At 69.1% G+C, this 16,805-nt stretch carries 15 protein-coding genes and 2 pseudogenes; 5 read left to right on the top strand and 12 right to left on the bottom strand.

The features are described 5' to 3' along the window. Positions 1-295: 295 nt before the first annotated feature. From eccD to OG858_RS16305, 9 genes are all read right to left on the bottom strand, one after another. A complete protein-coding gene (gene eccD, locus OG858_RS16345; RefSeq protein ID WP_319263917.1) occupies positions 296-1,684 on the bottom strand; it encodes a type VII secretion integral membrane protein EccD in 1,389 nt (462 codons plus the stop codon). Between the two features lie 16 nt (positions 1,685-1,700). Further along, positions 1,701-2,006 (bottom strand): hypothetical protein, encoded by a 306-nt coding sequence (locus OG858_RS16340; protein ID WP_086754561.1) that lies wholly within the window; start codon positions 2,004-2,006, stop codon positions 1,701-1,703. Positions 2,007-2,149: 143 nt separating this feature from the next. Beyond that, entirely contained in the window at positions 2,150-2,461 is a 312-nt protein-coding gene (locus OG858_RS16335; protein ID WP_086754559.1) for a pore-forming ESAT-6 family protein, read from the bottom strand. 32 nt (positions 2,462-2,493) lie between these two features. Further along, entirely contained in the window at positions 2,494-2,826 is a 333-nt protein-coding gene (locus OG858_RS16330) for a hypothetical protein (RefSeq protein WP_179201537.1), read from the bottom strand. A gap of 571 nt (positions 2,827-3,397) precedes the next feature. Continuing rightward, a complete protein-coding gene (gene rbsD / locus OG858_RS16325) occupies positions 3,398-3,787 on the bottom strand; it encodes a D-ribose pyranase (protein ID WP_319064866.1) in 390 nt (129 codons plus the stop codon). Beyond that, complete coding sequence (locus tag OG858_RS16320; RefSeq protein WP_319064865.1) at positions 3,784-4,683, bottom strand: ribokinase; 900 nt, start codon at positions 4,681-4,683, stop codon at positions 3,784-3,786. The genes rbsD and OG858_RS16320 overlap by 4 nt, the downstream gene beginning before the upstream one ends. 277 nt (positions 4,684-4,960) lie before the next feature. Next, positions 4,961-6,913 (bottom strand): ABC transporter permease/substrate-binding protein, encoded by a 1,953-nt coding sequence (locus OG858_RS16315; protein ID WP_086752444.1) that lies wholly within the window; start codon positions 6,911-6,913, stop codon positions 4,961-4,963. Continuing rightward, positions 6,903-8,438 carry a sugar ABC transporter ATP-binding protein gene (locus OG858_RS16310; RefSeq protein WP_086752446.1) on the bottom strand — a complete coding sequence of 512 codons (1,536 nt, stop codon included), beginning with the start codon at positions 8,436-8,438 and terminating at the stop codon, positions 6,903-6,905. The genes OG858_RS16315 and OG858_RS16310 overlap by 11 nt, the downstream gene beginning before the upstream one ends. Continuing rightward, the gene (locus OG858_RS16305; RefSeq protein ID WP_319064864.1) at positions 8,435-9,499 is read right to left on the bottom strand and encodes a LacI family DNA-binding transcriptional regulator; all 1,065 of its coding nucleotides are present in this window, start codon (positions 9,497-9,499) and stop codon (positions 8,435-8,437) included. The genes OG858_RS16310 and OG858_RS16305 overlap by 4 nt, the downstream gene beginning before the upstream one ends. A gap of 298 nt (positions 9,500-9,797) precedes the next feature. Between OG858_RS16305 and OG858_RS16300 the strand changes: the two genes are divergently transcribed. Next, positions 9,798-10,445, top strand: a complete 648-nt coding sequence (locus tag OG858_RS16300; RefSeq protein ID WP_086752450.1) for a hypothetical protein — start codon at positions 9,798-9,800, stop codon at positions 10,443-10,445. A 42-nt stretch (positions 10,446-10,487) separates the two neighbouring features. Here OG858_RS16300 and OG858_RS48160 read toward each other — a convergent pair whose 3' ends face one another. The 3 genes and pseudogenes from OG858_RS48160 to OG858_RS48510 all read right to left on the bottom strand — a co-directional run. Beyond that, positions 10,488-10,874, bottom strand: a complete 387-nt coding sequence (locus OG858_RS48160) for a zeta toxin family protein (RefSeq protein WP_406196568.1) — start codon at positions 10,872-10,874, stop codon at positions 10,488-10,490. A gap of 237 nt (positions 10,875-11,111) precedes the next feature. Then, a complete protein-coding gene (locus OG858_RS16295) occupies positions 11,112-11,753 on the bottom strand; it encodes an HAD-IA family hydrolase (protein ID WP_256960934.1) in 642 nt (213 codons plus the stop codon). A gap of 338 nt (positions 11,754-12,091) precedes the next feature. After that, positions 12,092-12,187: pseudogene (locus OG858_RS48510) on the bottom strand (helix-turn-helix domain-containing protein); the annotation flags it as partial. A gap of 118 nt (positions 12,188-12,305) precedes the next feature. Here OG858_RS48510 and OG858_RS16290 point away from each other — a divergent pair. The 4 genes and pseudogenes from OG858_RS16290 to OG858_RS16275 form a co-directional block, all read left to right on the top strand. Next, positions 12,306-12,707, top strand: a pseudogene (locus OG858_RS16290) (Scr1 family TA system antitoxin-like transcriptional regulator); the annotation flags it as partial. A 7-nt stretch (positions 12,708-12,714) separates the two neighbouring features. After that, positions 12,715-12,900 (top strand): DUF397 domain-containing protein, encoded by a 186-nt coding sequence (locus tag OG858_RS16285; RefSeq protein ID WP_319320172.1) that lies wholly within the window; start codon positions 12,715-12,717, stop codon positions 12,898-12,900. 39 nt (positions 12,901-12,939) lie between these two features. Beyond that, positions 12,940-15,204 carry an SF1B family DNA helicase RecD2 gene (gene recD2 / locus OG858_RS16280; protein WP_086752454.1) on the top strand — a complete coding sequence of 755 codons (2,265 nt, stop codon included), beginning with the start codon at positions 12,940-12,942 and terminating at the stop codon, positions 15,202-15,204. Positions 15,205-15,462: 258 nt separating this feature from the next. Continuing rightward, positions 15,463-16,752, top strand: a complete 1,290-nt coding sequence (locus OG858_RS16275) for a citrate synthase (protein WP_037703262.1) — start codon at positions 15,463-15,465, stop codon at positions 16,750-16,752. The last annotated feature ends 53 nt before the right edge of the window (positions 16,753-16,805 follow it).

Genomic DNA, 16,805 nt, shown 5'->3' with positions numbered 1-16,805 from the left:
GGGTGTGCCGTGGGCCGGTGCCGATCGAGGGGAGCGATCGTCCCCGGTCCCCTGCGCGGACCCCGGCTGCTCGGGCGCCTCGGGCGTCTGCGTCGGTTCAGGCGTCTGCGTCGGCTCGGGCGGGCCCGTCGGCATCGACCGCACCAACCTCAGCGTCGGCTCGGCCCGCCGGGCCGGAGCCTCCGGTGGTCCGGGGGTGGCGTCGTCGCCCCCGCCGGCCGGTTCCTGCCGGCCCAGCTCGCGCAGCACATCCCGCTGCCAGTCCCCTGCCTGCGCCATGTGCGGCCCCCAGCTCCTAAGCGAACGTGTCGAGCAGTCGTCCGTACACGCCGAACACCCCGATGAGCAGCGGGAACAGAGTGATGACGCCGATGGATTCGAGGGTGTCGCCGAAACGCCGGAGCCGTACCCGTACATGCTCGGCGGGCTGCACGGCGAGTACCAGCAGCGGAAGCAGGGCGAGCAGGACGAGGACGGCGAGCGGACCGGCCGCCCCGCCGGAATGGTCCAGCCAGGCCGAGACCAGCCGCACGCCGAGCACGGCCGCCGCGCCGAGCAGCACCACGACCTCGGCGACCAGCGGGAACGCCCGCGCGCGCAGCGCGAGGACGACCATGGTGACGACGGCCAGCAGCACGGTCCACTTGGTGGGCGCGCGCAACGCGAACACCCCGGCCGCGGTGGCCGAGACGGCCAGGGTGACCGTCGCGAGGGCGAGCCCCCGGTGCGTGGCGGTGAGCGCCGCCGACACCTGCAAGCGGCTCACGGAGGTGCCACCGGAACGCCGGTCGTCCAGGCCGGAGAGGCCCGACGCCATCAGCGCCAGCCGGGGCAGCAGCCCGAGCACGACCACGGAGACCACCGCGAGAACGGCCCCCACCTCGGCCTGCTCCGGCACCGACGGCGACACCGCGCCCGACACGGTCGCGGCGACCCCCAGCCAGCACACCGAGGCCCCGGCCAGCGCCCCCGCCCCGACCAGCCCGCCCCGCCCGAGCGGGGTGAACAGCCCGAGGAGCGCGAGCGTGACGACCCCGGCCGTGGCCATGGCCGCGACCTGCGGCGTCCCGGACCAGTCCTGTGCCTGCGCCGACGTCGAGGCGCCGAGCAGCCCCAGCGCACCGGCCGTCGCGATCAGTGTCGTCGCCAGGCCCCGCTTCCCGGCCCGCCCCAACAGCGCACCCGCGAGCGCGGCCACCAGCGCGACGCCGAGCAGCGTGCCGGCGACGACCCCGGGCTCGTACGCGGCCCGTGCGAACATTCCGGCGGCCAGGGCCCAGCCGACCGTGGCGAGCCCGGCGGTGACCCTGCGCGTGGCCGGCCGCCAGCGCCAGCCGCGGGCGTCGAGATCCTCGGCCGCCTCGTCCGTGACGTCGTGCACGACGGGCGCCGACGGCGCGTCCTCGGCCCGGACGAGCCGCAGTACGGCGCCGTCCGGAACCCCGGCCGACTCCAGTGTGCTGTCGTGCGCCAGCGCGGAACCGTCCGCGGTGACGAGATGCCGCAACTCGGGCCGCCCGCCGACCCGGTCGTCGAGCAGCCGCATGATCTCCGGCAGCAGCAGTCCGACCGGCTCCCGAGACGGCAGCACGAGATCCACCCGCCGCCGCTCGCCCACCAGCGTGACCCGGCTGAGCGCCGTCCGCGCCCCGCCCGTGGCCTGTCCCAACGTCCCCGTAGACATCACGCGATCGAACCTATCACCGGGTAGAAGCGCTGGTCGGGGCTGTGGAAACCGCTGTGGAAACAGACGGGGACGGCGTGCCCGACGGCTGCACGGAACCTCCGTACGGGCTCTTTCCGATGATGCGGTTCGACACGAAAGACCACCCCACACATCCCGCGCACAACACCGCCGCGATGACGATCCCGGCGAAGATCTTCCCGATCCGTTCGTCCACCGAGCGCCGCTGTCGCTGCGCTCCGAACAGCAGGGCGTCCCGCAGCCGTCGACGCCGCACCGACACCGACTCCAGCAACTGGCTGTCGTAATCCTGCGCTGCCACGGCTACGGGACCCCGATCACTTCTCTGTCAGCCGATCTGTCAGCAGATCTGCTCTGTCAGCAGATCTGCTCTGTCAGATGATCTGCGCTGCCGGCCGATACGCTCCGGCGGCGGATCGGCACGCTGTCGCTCGATCCGCTCCGTCAGCCGATCTGGTCGACCGCCGCGCGGGCCTTGGCCAGCGTGGACTGGGCGGTGCCGTCGTTCTGTTCGAGCGTGGTGCGCACCAGACGGATGATCTCGCGAACCTCGGTCGCGGCCTTCTTCCAGCGCTCTTCCTTGCCGTGGTAGTCGTCCGAGACACCGTCGGCCTGGAACTCGGTCATCGCGGCCTTGACGGCGGCGTCACGGTCGCCGAGCACCCGCTCCAACTGCCCCACGATCGTGCCGAGCGCGGTCTGCACCTCGCCCGAGGCCCCGGTGTCGTACGAACGGCGGTCCTGGTTCTGAGCCATGTGGATGTCCCCCTGCTGATGCTCTCGATGGCTTATCGGGCGCCGAAGCGGGCCGCGTCGAAGTTGGCCAGGCCCATGTTCTGGTTGGCGTTGTCCTGGGACTCCACGTCACCCGTGCCGAACGCGTTGTCCATGCCCGACTGGCCGCCCAGGATCGCGGCGAGCGAGCCGTTCAGATCGGCGGTGATCTCGTCCGCGCGGCTCTTGAACGAGTCGAACGCCAACTTGCCGGCGCCGTTGAACTTGCCCTCCAGCGGTTCGGCCGCGCTGATCAGCAGCTGGATCAGCGTCCCGAGGTCGTCGCTGGAACCGACCGTGCTCTTCCCGAGTTCCGCCAGGGTCGTCGACCCCATGTCGAACTTCACGTCGTGCCCACCCCCGTGTGTCCGGTTCACCTACGTCCCGAACATGCTCTCCCACAACGCGTTGCACCCGCAACGCACTTGCCTGTGCGGTGACATCATCGGGACATAATTCGAACGTCCTTGTGTTGCGTCGCACTCCCGGCAATCACCCGTTCCGCATTCCCTCCCGACCACTCGGCCGATCGCGCCCAGGTCGAACCCTGCCAGTCGGCGCTGACAACGCACTCCGGCCGAAGTCGACACCTCGACCGATCGCCACTGATCAACCCCAGCCCGGTCTTGGCATACCAAAAAATTCTCAAGACACCGTGCAACCCTTCCCGCACTCCGCGGGTCGTAGGTGGCATCAGGGCTTCCCGGAGGGGGATCTGGGGGGATCGCGGGGGTTCTGATACGGGAGGGGAAAAGCCGAGGGGCCCGGTCCACTGGACCGGGCCCCTCGAAACGTTCCGGGCGCCTCCGGACGGCGAAGACCGACCGGAAGAACACCCTCCGCCGGAAGACACCCCGCACGGCAACGCTGGAAGAACACCCCGCACGGCAACGCCGGAAGACACCCCGCACGGCAACGCTAGAAGAACACCCCGCACCGCAAAAGCACGTTCGCGTACGGCCGCGCCTCCCCGGTCCGTACGATCAGTCGCGCGCCCGCCGACAACTCCTTCAGCTTCTCGTGGGAGACCAGTTCCAGGTCGGGGAAGCGGTCCTCCAGCAGTGCGGTCGCCTCCGGGTTCGCGTCCCGGACCTCGCGCGCGGCGGTCGCGCCCTCGACCACGAGCTCGTCGAGCAGCCCGTCCAGCACCTCCGCGAAGGACGGCACCCCGGCCCGGAACGCGAGGTCGACCACGCGCGGCCCGTCCGGCACCGGCATCCCCGCATCGCACACCAGCACGCCGTGCCCGTGCCCCAACTCCGCGAGTGCGCCCGCCAGATGACGGTTGAGTATCCCGGCCCGCTTCACAGCGCGGCGACCTCCTCGGCGGTCGGGAACGACACCTGCGCCCCGGCCTTCGTGACGGCGGCGGCCCCCACCCGGGCCGCGTACGCGGCGGCCACGGACGGCTCCGCACCCGCCCCCAGCTTCCACGCCAGCGCCGCGGTGAACGCGTCCCCGGCCCCCGTGGTGTCCACGGCGTCCACCCGCACGGCGGGCACCCGCGCGCTGCCCTCGGCGTCAGCGACCAGCGCGCCCTCCGCGCCCAGCGTGACGACCACCGAACGCGGCCCCAGCGCCAGCAGAGCCCGCGCCCAGTCCTCCGGCGAACCCGCCAGCTCACCCCCGACGATGACCTGCGCCTCGTGTTCGTTGACGATCAGCGGATCACAGGCGGCCAGCACCTCGGCGGGCAACTCCCGCGGCGGCGACGGGTTCAGCACGAAACGCGTCCCCTGCGGAAGCCGTCGCACCACCTCCACCACCGTCTCCAGCGGGATCTCCAACTGCGCCGACACCACCCGCGAGGCCCGCAGCAGCGTGTCCGCCGCCCGCACGTCCTCGGGAGTCAGCTTTCCGTTGGCGCCCGGCGACACGACGATGCTGTTGTCGCCCGACGGGTCCACCGTGATCAGCGCGACCCCGGTGGGCGCCCCGCCGACCAGCACCCCCGCCGTGTCGACCCCGGCCGCGCGCTGCGAGTCGAGGAGCAGCCGCCCGTTGCCGTCGTCACCGACCCGCGCCAGCAACGCCGTACGCGCCCCGAGCCGGGCCGCCGCCACCGCCTGGTTGGCACCCTTGCCGCCCGGATGCACGGCCAGGTCGGAGCCGAGCACGGTCTCACCGGCCCCCGGCCGTCGCTCGACACCGATCACCAGGTCGGCGTTGGCCGATCCCACGACCAGGAGGTCGTAGTCGTACATGATCCATCTCCCTGTGCAGGTGGATTGGGGCCGCCCGACGGCCGGTCGCGTTGCCGGGCGGAACGATCGAAACACTCGGCAGAGCCGAAGCACCGGAAAGACCGAAGCACTCGGCAGAACCGAAACACCCGGAAAGACCGAAGCACTCGGCAGAACCGAAACACCCGGAAAGACCGAAGCACCTGGCAGAACCGAAACACCCGGCAGAGCCGAAGCGGCCGGCAGAGCCGAAGCGGCCGGACGGGTCTTGACGCTCCCGTCCGGCCAGCGCATCGTCTCAGCCGCTGAACTCGGCCACGTTCTCCGACGTGACCACCTTCACCGGCACCATCACCGACTTCGCGACCTTCTCGCCCTCGGCGGCCTTCACCGCGTTGCGCACCGCGATCCTGCCGAGTTCCGCGGGCTGCTGCGCGACCGACGCGTACAGCGTGCCCGACTCGACGGCCTTCAGACCGTCGGCCGTGCCGTCGAAGCCGATGACCTGGACGGACTTGCCGGCCTTGGCGCCGAGCGCCTTGATCGCGCCGAGCGCCATCTCGTCGTTCTCCGCGAAGACGCCGTCGACGCCGGAGTTGGACTGGAGGAGGTTCGTCATCACGTCGAGGCCCTTGGTGCGGTCCCAGTCGGCGGGCTGCTTGGCGAGGACCTTGATGCCCGGGTAGGCCTTCAGACCCTCGGCGAAGCCGGCGCCGCGCTCCCGGCTGGCGGAAGTGCCCGCCTGGCCCTGGAGGATGACGATCTCGCCCTTGCCGCCCAGCTTCTCGGCGAGCGACCTGGCGGCCAGCTCGCCGCCGCTGACGTTGTCGGAGGCGACGAGCGCGGTCGTGTTCGCGCCGTTCACCGCGCGGTCGACGGCCACCAGCGGGATGTCCGCCTTGTTCACGGCCTTCGCCGCCGGGGTCACCGCGTCGGAGTCCACCGGGTTGACGATGATCGTGCCGAGGCCCTCGCTGGTGAAGTTCTGCAGCTGGTTGGCCTGCTGTGAGGCGTCGTTCTGCGCGTCGGTGACGGACAGGTCCACGCCCAGCTTCTTGGCCTCGTCCTGCGCGCCGGCCCGGATCTGCACGAAGAACGGGTTGTTGAGCGTCGACAGCGACAGCCCGATCTTCTCGCTCTTCGCCGCCGACGACCCGCTGTGCAGGAAGGAGGTCGCACCCACGACGGCCACCGCGACCACCGCCGCCAGCACGTACGTCACCGCCTGCTTCCGCCGGTCCCCGGAGCCACCGGCACCCGCCGCCACCGGGGTCGCCCCCGCCTTCCGGCGCACGGTGTCGAGGAGCACCGCCAGCGCGATCACCACACCGATGACGACCTGCTGCCAGAACGCGGACACCGACAGCAGGTTCAGCCCGTTCCGCAGCACCGCCAGGATCAGCGCGCCGATCAGCGTCCCCGACGCCTTGCCCGTACCGCCGGCCAGCGAGGCGCCGCCGATGACGACCGCCGCGATCGCGTCCAGTTCGTAGCCCTGCGCGGCCTGCGGCTGCGCGGAGGAGAGCCGGGAGGCGAGCACGATGCCCGCGGCGGCGGCGAAGAGTCCGGACAGGGCGTAGATGACGAGCTTCTGCCGCTTCACCCGCAGCCCCGACAGCCGGGCCGCTTCCTCGTTGCCGCCGATCGCGTACATGGCACGCCCGATGTACGTACGCCCGAGGATCACGGCGGTCACGACACCCAGCACGACCATCACCAGAACCGGCACCGGCAGCCAGCCGCCCAGGTTGTCACCGAGGTGCGACACCGACTCCGGGAACGCGATCGGGCTGCCCTGCGAGATCACCAGCGACAGGCCGCGCCCCACCGACAGCATGGCGAGCGTCGCGATGAACGGCGGCAGCTTCCCGTACGAGATGAGGAAGCCGTTGACGAGACCGCACGCGACACCGGTGACGATCGCGAGGATCACGGCTATCCAGACCGGTACGCCCTCCGAGGTGGCGCTCCAGGCGAGGACGGTGGCCGACAGGGCCGCCACCGAACCGACCGACAGGTCGATGCCCGCCGAGACGATCACGAAGGTCACACCGAACGCGAGGATCGCGGTGACGGCGGCCTGGACACCGATGTTGAGCAGGTTGTCGGTCGTCAGGAAGTCGCCGGAGAGCACCGACATCGCGACGACGAGGACGATGAGCGCGGTCAGCGCGCCGTTGTCGAGCAGAAGCCGACGAAGCCCCGAGGCGCCACTCGCGCCCGTCGAGCTCTTGAGCGTGTCAGCGGCCACGGGGGGCCTCCTTCTCACTGAGGGGGTTGGTGGGGTTGGAGACGGCGAGAGCCATCACGGCGTCCTGGGTGGCCTCGGCGGCGGCGAGTTCTCCCGCGATCCGCCCCTGGGCCATGACCAGCACCCGGTCGCTCATGCCGAGCACCTCGGGCAGGTCACTGGAGATCATCAGTACGGCGGCGCCGCCGGCCGTCAGCTCGTTGATCAGCTCGTAGATCTCGACCTTCGCACCGACGTCGATGCCACGTGTCGGCTCGTCGAGGATCAGCACCCTGGTGTCCGCCAGCAGCCACTTGCCGATGACGACCTTCTGCTGATTGCCGCCGGACAGGGTGCGGACGTGCTGGTGCAGCCCCGCCATCCGCACCCCGAGCCGCTCGGCGACGCGGGCAGCGTTCTCCCGCTGCCCCTTCAGGTCGACGAACCCGCCCCTGGTGGCGCCCCGCAGGGTCACCAGCCCGAGGTTCTCCTCGACGGAGGCGTCCAGCAGCAGCCCCTGGCCCTTGCGGTCCTCGGGCACGAGCCCGATCCCGGCGGCCATGGCGGCGTTGACGTCGTCCTTGGGAACAGCGGAACCCCCGACCTTCACGCCCCCCTTGTCGTACCGGTCGGCGCCGAACACGGCCCGCACGACCTCCGTACGCCCGGCCCCCACGAGCCCCGCGACACCGACGACCTCACCGGCCCGCACCTCGAAGCTCACGTCATGGAAGACGCCGTCCCGGGTGAGCCCCTCGACGACGAGCAACGCCTCGCCGGCGCCGGCCTCGCCCTGCTGCCGCGGATACTGCTGCTCGATCGACCGCCCGACCATGAGCCGTACGAGCTCGTCCTCGGGTGTGGAGGCGGGCACCTGCCCGACGCTCTTCCCGTCCCGGATGACGGTCACCCGGTCCCCCAGAGCGGCGATCTCCTCCAGGTGATGGGTGATGAAGACGACACCCACCCCGTCCGCACGCAGCCGACGCACGATTGCGAAGAGCTTCTCGACCTCCTCGGTCGTCAGCACGGCGGTCGGCTCATCCATGATCAGCACGCGGGTGTCGAGACTCAGCGCCTTCGCGATCTCGACCATCTGCAGCCGGGCGATCCCGAGTTCACGCACACGCGCGCGTGGCGACACGTTCACGCCGACCCGGTCCAGCAGTTCGGCGGCCTCGGCCTCCATCCGCTTCCGGTCGATCAGCCCGAAGCGGCGCGGCTGGCGCCCCAGGAAGATGTTCTCGGCGACCGTCAGATCCGGTACGAGGTTGAACTCCTGGTAGATGGTGGCGATCCCGAGCCGCTCGGAGTCCTGCGCACCATGGATGCGCACCTCATCGCCACCGGCGAGGATCCGCCCCGCGTCGGGTGTGTAGGCGCCGGAGAGCATCTTGATGAGCGTGCTCTTGCCCGCGCCGTTCTCACCGAGCAGGACGTGCACCTCGCCCCGGCGCAGATCGAAGTCGACGCCGTCCAGCGCGACCACTCCGGGGAAGGTTTTCCGTATGCCTTCGATACGCAGCAACTCGTCCGGGTCGCTCACGACGCGCTCCTGTTCGTTACGGGGGACTCGGCGGGGAATCCGGCGGGGGAATCGGTGGGGGCACCGGCGGTGGACTCGCCGCACGAGAGGCGTACGACGAGGTGGGCGGGGAGGGTGACGGACCGCGGGGGCCGCCCCTCGATGCGGTCGACCAGGGCCCGTACGGCGGCCCGCCCCAGCTCGCCCGTCGGCTGGGCGACCGCCGTGATCGGCGGATCGGTGTGCACGAACCACGGGATGTCGTCGAACGCGGCCAGCCCGACATCCTCCGGAACCCGCATCCCACGTGCGCGGACGGCGTCCAGCGCCCCGAGCGCCATCAGGTTGTCGGCCGCGAACACGACCTCCGGCGGCTCGGCCAGGTCGAGGAACCCCTCGGTCACCCGCCGCCCGCTCTCGGCCTGGAAGTCGCCCTGCCCGATGTAGGTGTCCGGCAGCGGCAGCCCGTGCTCGGCGAGGGCCTCCCGGAACGCCTCGACACGCTCCCGCCCGGTCGTGGTGGCCGCCGGACCGGCGATGATCGCGAGCCGCCGATGCCCGAGCCCGTACAGGTGCGCGACCAGATCCCGTACGGCGCTTCGCCCGTCGGACCTGACGATCGGCACGTCCACACCCGGGATCCACCGGTCCACGAACACCATCGGAGTCCCCGCCCGCACGGCGTCCAGCATCAGGGGCGAACCACCGTCCGTCGGCGACACGAGCAGCCCGTCGATCCGCCGGTCGAGCAGGTTCCGTACGTGATGGTCCTGCAGCTCGGGCCGTTCGTCGGCGTTCCCGATGATCACGCTGTACCCGAGCGCCCGCGCCTCCTCCTCCACGGACCGTGCCAGCTCCGTGAAGTAGGGGTTCATGACATCGCTGATGACAAGCCCGAGGGTGTGGGTCTGATCGGTGCGCAGGGAGCGGGCGACGGCGTTGGGGCGGTAGCCCAGCGCGGCCACGGCGGCCATCACCCGCGCACGCGCGTCGTCACTGACCGACGGATGGTCGTTCAGAACCCGCGACACCGTGGCGACGGACACCCCCGCCTCGGCCGCGACGTCCTTGATACTCGCCATCGCCGCCCCACCTCCTCGTGGAATCGATTACACGAGGAGGATTGGAATCGATTACACGGCTCGGAGCAAGGGGTCGGCAGTGGCTGAAATCCAATCGTGACCGAGGCTCGTGGAACGACTCGGTCCAGGGGATCCCGTGAGCCGCGATAGGTCACGCTGCGCATCGGAAGTCCTCCTCGTCCACGGGTGCGCCACTATGGCCGCCGGACGCCGCAGGACTCATAGAGCATGGTTACGGACTCTGCACAGACCGTAGCCATGCACGATCCCCAGTGGTCTACTGAGTGTCGTGTCCCCTATGGACGATCAGCGGGAATCCCTGATACAGGGTGCCTTCACGGCAGCGGCCGGGTCGGCGGTCCTCCTTGCCTTCTGGGTTTTCGGGGACTGGCCGTGGCAGATGTTGCTTTTCCTCGCCGCTGTCTTGGCCGTGGCCGGCGTTTGGGTCACCGTCATCTCTCACGGCGAAGTACAGCGCGCAGCACAGCGGCGGGAGAACAGCCGCCGGATCTTGACGGCCTGGGCGGACCGTAACGGGTGGAGTTGCGGAGCCGACTTGGCCGCGTTCACCACCAACAGCGCCGAACCCACCCATGAGGAGCGCCGGGAACTGCTGGCGAGCCCGCTCTTCCGCGGCGAACTGTTCGCCGTGGGCCGCCGGGACGGCGTCGAGGTGGGCATCGTCTGCTCGACCGAGGATGCGGGCGAGGCAGGGACCGCGTGGTTGACTGCGGTCTTGGTCCGCCTGTCCGAGGAGCGGCCGTCGACACGGTTGCGCGCCCGGGACATACGCCGGCTGGACCTGCCGGAGAGCGTGGAGTCGGTGAAGTCGGTTGGCCGGGAGTTGTGTGTGAGGTACAGGGGCTGGCCGGGAAAATGGACGCCGTTGGACGAGCAAGTCGACGCGGCCGTTCACCTGGCGGGGAGCCTGGGGGACGAGACCTGATGGGGCTGGGTCACAAGCGCGAACACCCGGGCCGCCACGTCGTCACCTCGAACAAGTACGTCCCCCGCAGGAGTTGGAAGCTCCAGCCAATCGAACCGGATTCCCGCCCGGCCGATGAGTGATCACCACGACGTCGGGCCCCTCCCCCCTTGACACGGCGGTCGATTCGTCGGCGGCCAGGAGGTGGGACCACCGCGGGTGAAACTTCGAGAGCTTGTCACTGCTGATTTTTGCGGCTGGCTCGTTGGCCAGAATTTGACGCGCAACGCTGGATTTCCCCATGCCCGGAGTTCCGCAGAGGATGACGGCTGCGGGGTGCTCAGCTGCTGGAATGTTCCACACCCGAGGTCGCACCACATTGCGGTAGATCCGGTCGTGCTCCTTGCCGGGCAGGCTGTAGCGCTTGGGATCCAACCCTGCAAGACTCATCCTTTCTTCACCATGCCTTTCACTACGGGGGAGAGCGCGGCGATGAGGTCACTCACCTCATCGGCTGTCATGCGGGGTATTGTGCGCGTCAACTGCTCGTACGCATCGCACTGAGCCCGCCAGTAGGCTGCGGTCGCTGTATTGGTTCCCTTGTCTGACGCTCGGTCCAGTTGAGTGGCAGCCCATCCGAGCAGTGTGTCCGGATCTCCTCAGCAGCTGAAAGCTCTGCGTCCTGCTTTATGTACGAGGCGACGTCAGCCATGAGTTCGTACCTTCCCTGAGTCGGTCAGCGATCTGGTCGAAGCTTTCGTAGGTGACGTGTGCTTCCCGAAGCTGTTCGGCCGGGCGCGTACTGGCCACGGCGTAGACCGTGCAGCCCGCTGCCAACCCGGCTTCGACGCCGGCCGGGGAATCCTCCACCACCACACAGGCCGCCGGGTCAACCGCGAGCGCTTTGGCGGCAGCCAAGTAACCCAGGGGGCTGGGTTTGCCCTCCGGCACGTTCTCCGCACAGATCCGCACCGCAGGTACGGGCAACCCCTCTGCCTCGAAACGGCGAACGGTCGCGTCACCCCTGCTGGACGTCACCACGGCCCATCGGTCCGGTGCCAGGTCCCGCAGCAACGCGCGCACCCCCGAGTACGCGCGGATTGATGCCTCCTCCTTCGCCATGAGAGCGTTGAGGAGTTCGTTCTCCTCGTCCTCTGAACGGTGGGGAGCCAGAGCCCGGAGAGTGTCAACTCGTCGCTTCCCCTGGGTCACGGCGAACACATGATCAGGGTCGAGCTCGCGCCGTTCAGCCCACGCCTTCCATACGCGTTCGTGCGCTGCCCCCGAATCGATGAGGACTCCGTCGACGTCGAAAAGGATTGCTTCCATCCGGTCTCCAACCTCTCCGGGCATCGGGCGCCGAATCGGCAGATTCACTGTGATCTTGCGAAGTGGGCCCGCGAGAGCAGAGGCCCCTCGTGATGGACCTGCATATCCCCGCAGAGAATAGCCTCGTTGGCTTGGTGGTCGGGTATGTCGTTTTCCGGTGTCGCAGTGCGCGCACACCTCATAGCGGCGTAGGGCCAGCGTGAAGGCACGCTCCTGCACCGGCGGCCCGGCGCTTGTCGAACAGTGAGCGGCGCCCCGCACCGTGGTCACGTGCGGTCAGCTTCCGTCGGACCGCCGGTCCGATCGTAGGGAAGGGTCCGCTTGTAAGCCGGCGGGCCTTTCCCAGCCGCGAACAAATGGGCCGTCTGCAATCGAATGTGCTCACGAAACGCCTGCCGCTCCGCGGTCAGCCCGCCCCCTTGCGGATAGCTCATGCAACCGGCCTACCACCGAAACCATCATGCGTCAGCTACGACATCACGCCGGCAAAGTCAGTAGCGGCCTGGTCCGCCGAGGCCGGTCTTGGTTCTACGCCGCGGCCAACTCGCACCACTTGAGTTGCGTGTCCGCCACCGAATGGCGCGCCAGCGGCGCGTGATCCCGTACGAGTTGGTGATCCACGAGGCGGCCTTGCGCATCAGGGTCGGTGATCGCGCCGCCTCCCGAGCTCAACTCGCCAAGCTTCTCGATCACTCCGAAGCGGACCACATCTCGGTGCGCGTCGTTCCCTTCGACCTGGACGGCTTCGCCAGAGCTGCCAGCACCATGACGTACGCGGGTGGCTCGGTGCCCAGACTGGACACGGTGGTGCGAGACGTGCCCACCGGCTCGGCGTTCATCGACTCCGAAGCACAGCTCAACGCCTTCCGAACGCGTTTCCGTAAGGTGGAAGCCGTGTCGCTCAACCCCGAACGGTCGCGCGACTTCATCGACCGGCTGGCGAAAGAGCTGTGAGGCGCCCATGTGCAACTGGCGGAAGTCGTCCTACTCGGGCCCGGACGACGGCAACGCCTGCGTCGAGATAGCCCCCACCCCCACCCACATAGCCATCCGCGACTCCAAAACCCCGTCCCGGGCCACCCTCACCTTCTCCACCCTCGCCTTCACCTCCTTCCTCGCAGCCCTCAAAACCCGTTCCCGCACCTGATCCGCCACCTCTGTCGTACCTCACCGGTACCGTCGGATCATGGCTCAACAGGCGGGGAACCCCCCGGGCGAACGACAGCTCGCCGTACTCGAAGGCGTGCTCGAACGCATCACGTACGCGAACGAGGACAACGGCTACACGGTCGCGCGCGTGGACACCGGCCGGGGCGGCGGCGACCTCCTCACCGTCGTCGGCGCCCTCCTCGGTGCCCAGGCCGGCGAGTCGCTGCGCATGGAGGGCCGCTGGGGCTCGCACCCGCAGTACGGGAAACAGTTCACCGTCGAGAACTACACGACGGTCCTCCCGGCCACCATTCAGGGCATCCGCCGTTACCTCGGCTCCGGCCTGGTCAAGGGCATCGGCCCGGTCTTCGCCGACCGCATCACCCAGCACTTCGGCCTGGACACCCTCCAGATCATCGAGGAGGAACCGAAGCGCCTCATCGAGGTCCCCGGCCTCGGCCCCAAGCGCACCAAGAAGATCGCCGACGCCTGGGAGGAACAGAAGGCGATCAAGGAGGTCATGCTCTTCCTCCAGACGGTGGAGGTGTCCACGTCCATCGCCGTGCGCATCTACAAGAAGTACGGCGACGCCTCGATCGGCGTGGTGAAGAACCAGCCCTACCGCCTCGCCTCCGACGTCTGGGGCATCGGCTTCCTCACCGCCGACAAGATCGCCCAGTCCGTCGGCATTCCCCACGACAGCCCGGAGCGCGTCAAGGCGGGCCTGCAGTACGCCCTTTCGCAGGCCACCGACCAGGGCAACTGCTACCTCCCGGAGGAGCGCCTGATCGCCGACGCGGTCAAACTCCTCCAGGTCGACACGGGCCTGGTCATCGAGTGCCTGGCCGAACTCGCCCTGCCGGACGAGGATTCCGGCGACCCCGGCGTCGTACGGGAGAAGGTCCCCGGTCAGAACGGCGAGCACGACGACCCGGTCACCGCGATCTATCTCGTCCCCTTCCACCGTGCCGAACTCTCCCTCTCCGCCCAGTTGTTGCGCCTCCTGCGCACCGGCGAGGACCGTATGCCCGGCTTCCACGACGTGGCCTGGGACAAGGCGCTGGCCTGGCTGAGGGGGCGTACGGGCACGGAGCTGGCCCCCGAGCAGGAGGCGGCCGTACGCCTCGCGCTGACCAAGAAGGTGGCCGTCCTGACCGGCGGTCCCGGCTGCGGCAAGTCCTTCACCGTCCGCTCGATCGTCGAACTGGCCCGCGCCAAGAAGGCGAAGGTCCTGCTGGCCGCCCCCACCGGCCGCGCCGCCAAGCGCCTCGCCGAGCTGACCGGCGCCGACGCCTCCACCGTCCACCGCCTGCTGGAGCTGAAGCCGGGCGGCGACGCGGCGTACGACAAGGACCGTCCTCTGGACGCCGACCTGGTGGTCGTCGACGAGGCCTCGATGCTGGATCTCCTGCTGGCCAACAAGCTGGTCAAGGCGGTGCCTCCGGGGGCGCATCTGCTCTTCGTGGGCGACGTCGACCAACTCCCCAGCGTCGGCGCCGGCGAGGTCCTCCGCGACCTCCTGGCCGACGGCAGCCCGATCCCTGCCGTCCGCCTCACCAAGGTCTTCCGTCAGGCCCAGCAGTCCGGCGTGGTGTCCAACGCGCACCGGATCAACTCCGGGCACCACCCGGTCACCGACGGTATGAAGGACTTCTTCCTCTTCGTCGAGGACGACACGGAGGAGGCCGGGCGGCTCACGGTGGACGTGGCGGCCCGGCGCATCCCGGCCAGGTTCGGGCTCGACCCGCGCCGGGACGTGCAGGTGCTGGCACCCATGCACCGGGGCCCGGCGGGCGCAGGCAACCTCAACGGGCTGCTCCAGCAGGCCATCACCCCCGCCCGCCCCGACCTGCCCGAGAAGCGGTTCGGCGGCCGGGTCTTCCGCGTCGGCGACAAGGTCACCCAGATCCGCAACAACTACGAGAAGGGCGAGAACGGCGTCTTCAACGGCACCGTCGGCGTCGTCACCGCGCTGGACCCGGTCGACCAGCGGCTCACGGTCCTGACGGACGAGGACGAGGAGGTGCCGTACGAGTTCGACGAACTGGACGAGCTGGCGCACGCCTACGCGGTGACGATCCACCGGTCCCAGGGCAGCGAGTACCCGGCCGTGGTGATCCCGGTCACCACCGGAGCCTGGATGATGCTCCAGCGCAACCTCCTCTACACGGCGGTGACCAGGGCGAAGAAGCTGGTCGTCCTCGTCGGCTCCCGCAAGGCGATAGGCCAGGCGGTCCGCACGGTCTCCGCCGGCCGACGGTGCACGGCCCTCGACTTCCGGCTCGCACCACGGGTTTTGTAGCTGTGGGCTCTCTTCGGGGGAACCTCTCGTGCCGTTCGAGCGACCCGTGAGTGAAATTTGATCGATCAAACGAGTCGTAAAGGTCACACAGCCCTTCCAGATGTCGGACGGAGGGGGCAGGATGAGCAAGTTGGCGGCACTCAGTGCCGCCGATGGGCCCGATGGTCGACCCCGAGTGCACTCTCCTGAGCCAATTGGGGGATGGTAGAGACAGTCAGGGCACCTCAAGGATGAGGCACTACGTCGGTGAGGGATGACGTGAGCGACAACTCTGTAGTACTGCGGTACGGCGACGGCGAGTACACCTACCCGGTGATCGACAGCACCGTCGGCGACAAGGGCTTCGACATCGGGAAGCTCCGGGCCCAGACCGGTCTGGTCACCCTGGACAGCGGTTACGGCAACACCGCCGCCTATAAATCCGCCGTCACCTATCTCGACGGCGAGCAGGGCATCCTTCGGTACCGCGGCTATCCGATCGAGCAGCTGGCCGAGCGCTCCACCTTCCTTGAGGTGGCGTACCTGCTGATCAACGGCGAGCTTCCGACCGTCGACGAGCTCGCCACCTTCCAGGGCGAGATCACGCAGCACACGCTGCTGCACGAGGACGTCAAGAACTTCTACCGGGGCTTCCCGCGCGACGCGCACCCGATGGCGATGCTGTCCTCCGTGGTCAGCGCACTGTCGACGTTCTACCAGGACAGCCACAACCCGTTCGACGAGCGGCAGCGGAACCTCTCCACGATCCGCCTGCTCGCCAAGCTGCCGACCATCGCGGCGTACGCGTACAAGAAGTCGATCGGTCACCCGTTCGTCTACCCGCGCAACGACCTCGGTTACGTCGAGAACTTCCTGCGCATGACCTTCTCGGTCCCGGCCCAGGAGTACGACCTCGACCCGGTCGTCGTCTCCGCGCTCGACAAGCTGCTCATCCTGCACGCGGACCACGAGCAGAACTGTTCGACGTCCACCGTGCGCCTGGTCGGCTCCTCGCAGGCGAACATGTTCGCCTCGATCTCCGCCGGTATCTCCGCGCTCTGGGGCCCGCTGCACGGCGGCGCCAACCAGTCCGTCCTGGAGATGCTGGAGGGCATCAAGCAGAACGGCGGCGATGTCGACTCCTTCATCCGCAAGGTGAAGAACAAGGAGGACGGCGTCCGCCTGATGGGCTTCGGCCACCGGGTGTACAAGTCCTTCGACCCGCGCGCCAAGATCATCAAGGCCGCCGCGCACGACGTCCTCTCGGCCCTCGGCAAGTCCGACGAGCTGCTGGACATCGCGCTGAAGCTGGAGGAGCACGCGCTCTCGGACGAGTACTTCGTCTCGCGCAACCTCTACCCGAACGTGGACTTCTACACGGGTCTGATCTACCGCGCCATGGGCTTCCCGACCGAGATGTTCACGGTTCTCTTCGCCCTCGGCCGCCTCCCGGGCTGGATCGCCCAGTGGCACGAGATGATCAAGGAGCCCGGCTCCCGCATCGGCCGCCCGCGCCAGATCTACACGGGCGTGGTCGAGCGCGACTTCGTCCCGGTAGAGGCCCGCTGACCCTGCGCGCCGAGTACTTTGCAGGCCAAGGGGCCCGTACGGAAGATCATCCG

It is taken from the genome of Streptomyces europaeiscabiei (genome assembly GCF_036346855.1).
Taxonomy (GTDB): Bacteria; Actinomycetota; Actinomycetes; order Streptomycetales; family Streptomycetaceae; genus Streptomyces; species Streptomyces europaeiscabiei.
Note: the sequence above shows the minus strand (reverse complement) of the source record. Positions and strands in the feature narration are given on the sequence as shown.

Excerpts from the sequence above, each read along its gene's own strand:
- eccD (WP_319263917.1), bottom strand. The coding sequence starts at position 1,684 with ATGTCTACGGGGACGTTGGGACAGGCCACGGGCGGGGCGCGGACGGCG.
- OG858_RS16320 (WP_319064865.1), bottom strand. The coding sequence starts at position 4,683 with ATGTACGACTACGACCTCCTGGTCGTGGGATCGGCCAACGCCGACCTG.
- OG858_RS16295 (WP_256960934.1), bottom strand. The coding sequence starts at position 11,753 with ATGGAAGCAATCCTTTTCGACGTCGACGGAGTCCTCATCGATTCGGGG.
- OG858_RS48160 (WP_406196568.1), bottom strand. The coding sequence starts at position 10,874 with ATGAGTCTTGCAGGGTTGGATCCCAAGCGCTACAGCCTGCCCGGCAAG.
- OG858_RS16285 (WP_319320172.1), top strand. The coding sequence starts at position 12,715 with ATGTGCAACTGGCGGAAGTCGTCCTACTCGGGCCCGGACGACGGCAAC.
- OG858_RS16305 (WP_319064864.1), bottom strand. The coding sequence starts at position 9,499 with ATGGCGAGTATCAAGGACGTCGCGGCCGAGGCGGGGGTGTCCGTCGCC.
- OG858_RS16300 (WP_086752450.1), top strand. The coding sequence starts at position 9,798 with ATGGACGATCAGCGGGAATCCCTGATACAGGGTGCCTTCACGGCAGCG.
- OG858_RS16335 (WP_086754559.1), bottom strand. The coding sequence starts at position 2,461 with ATGGCTCAGAACCAGGACCGCCGTTCGTACGACACCGGGGCCTCGGGC.
- recD2 (WP_086752454.1), top strand. The coding sequence starts at position 12,940 with ATGGCTCAACAGGCGGGGAACCCCCCGGGCGAACGACAGCTCGCCGTA.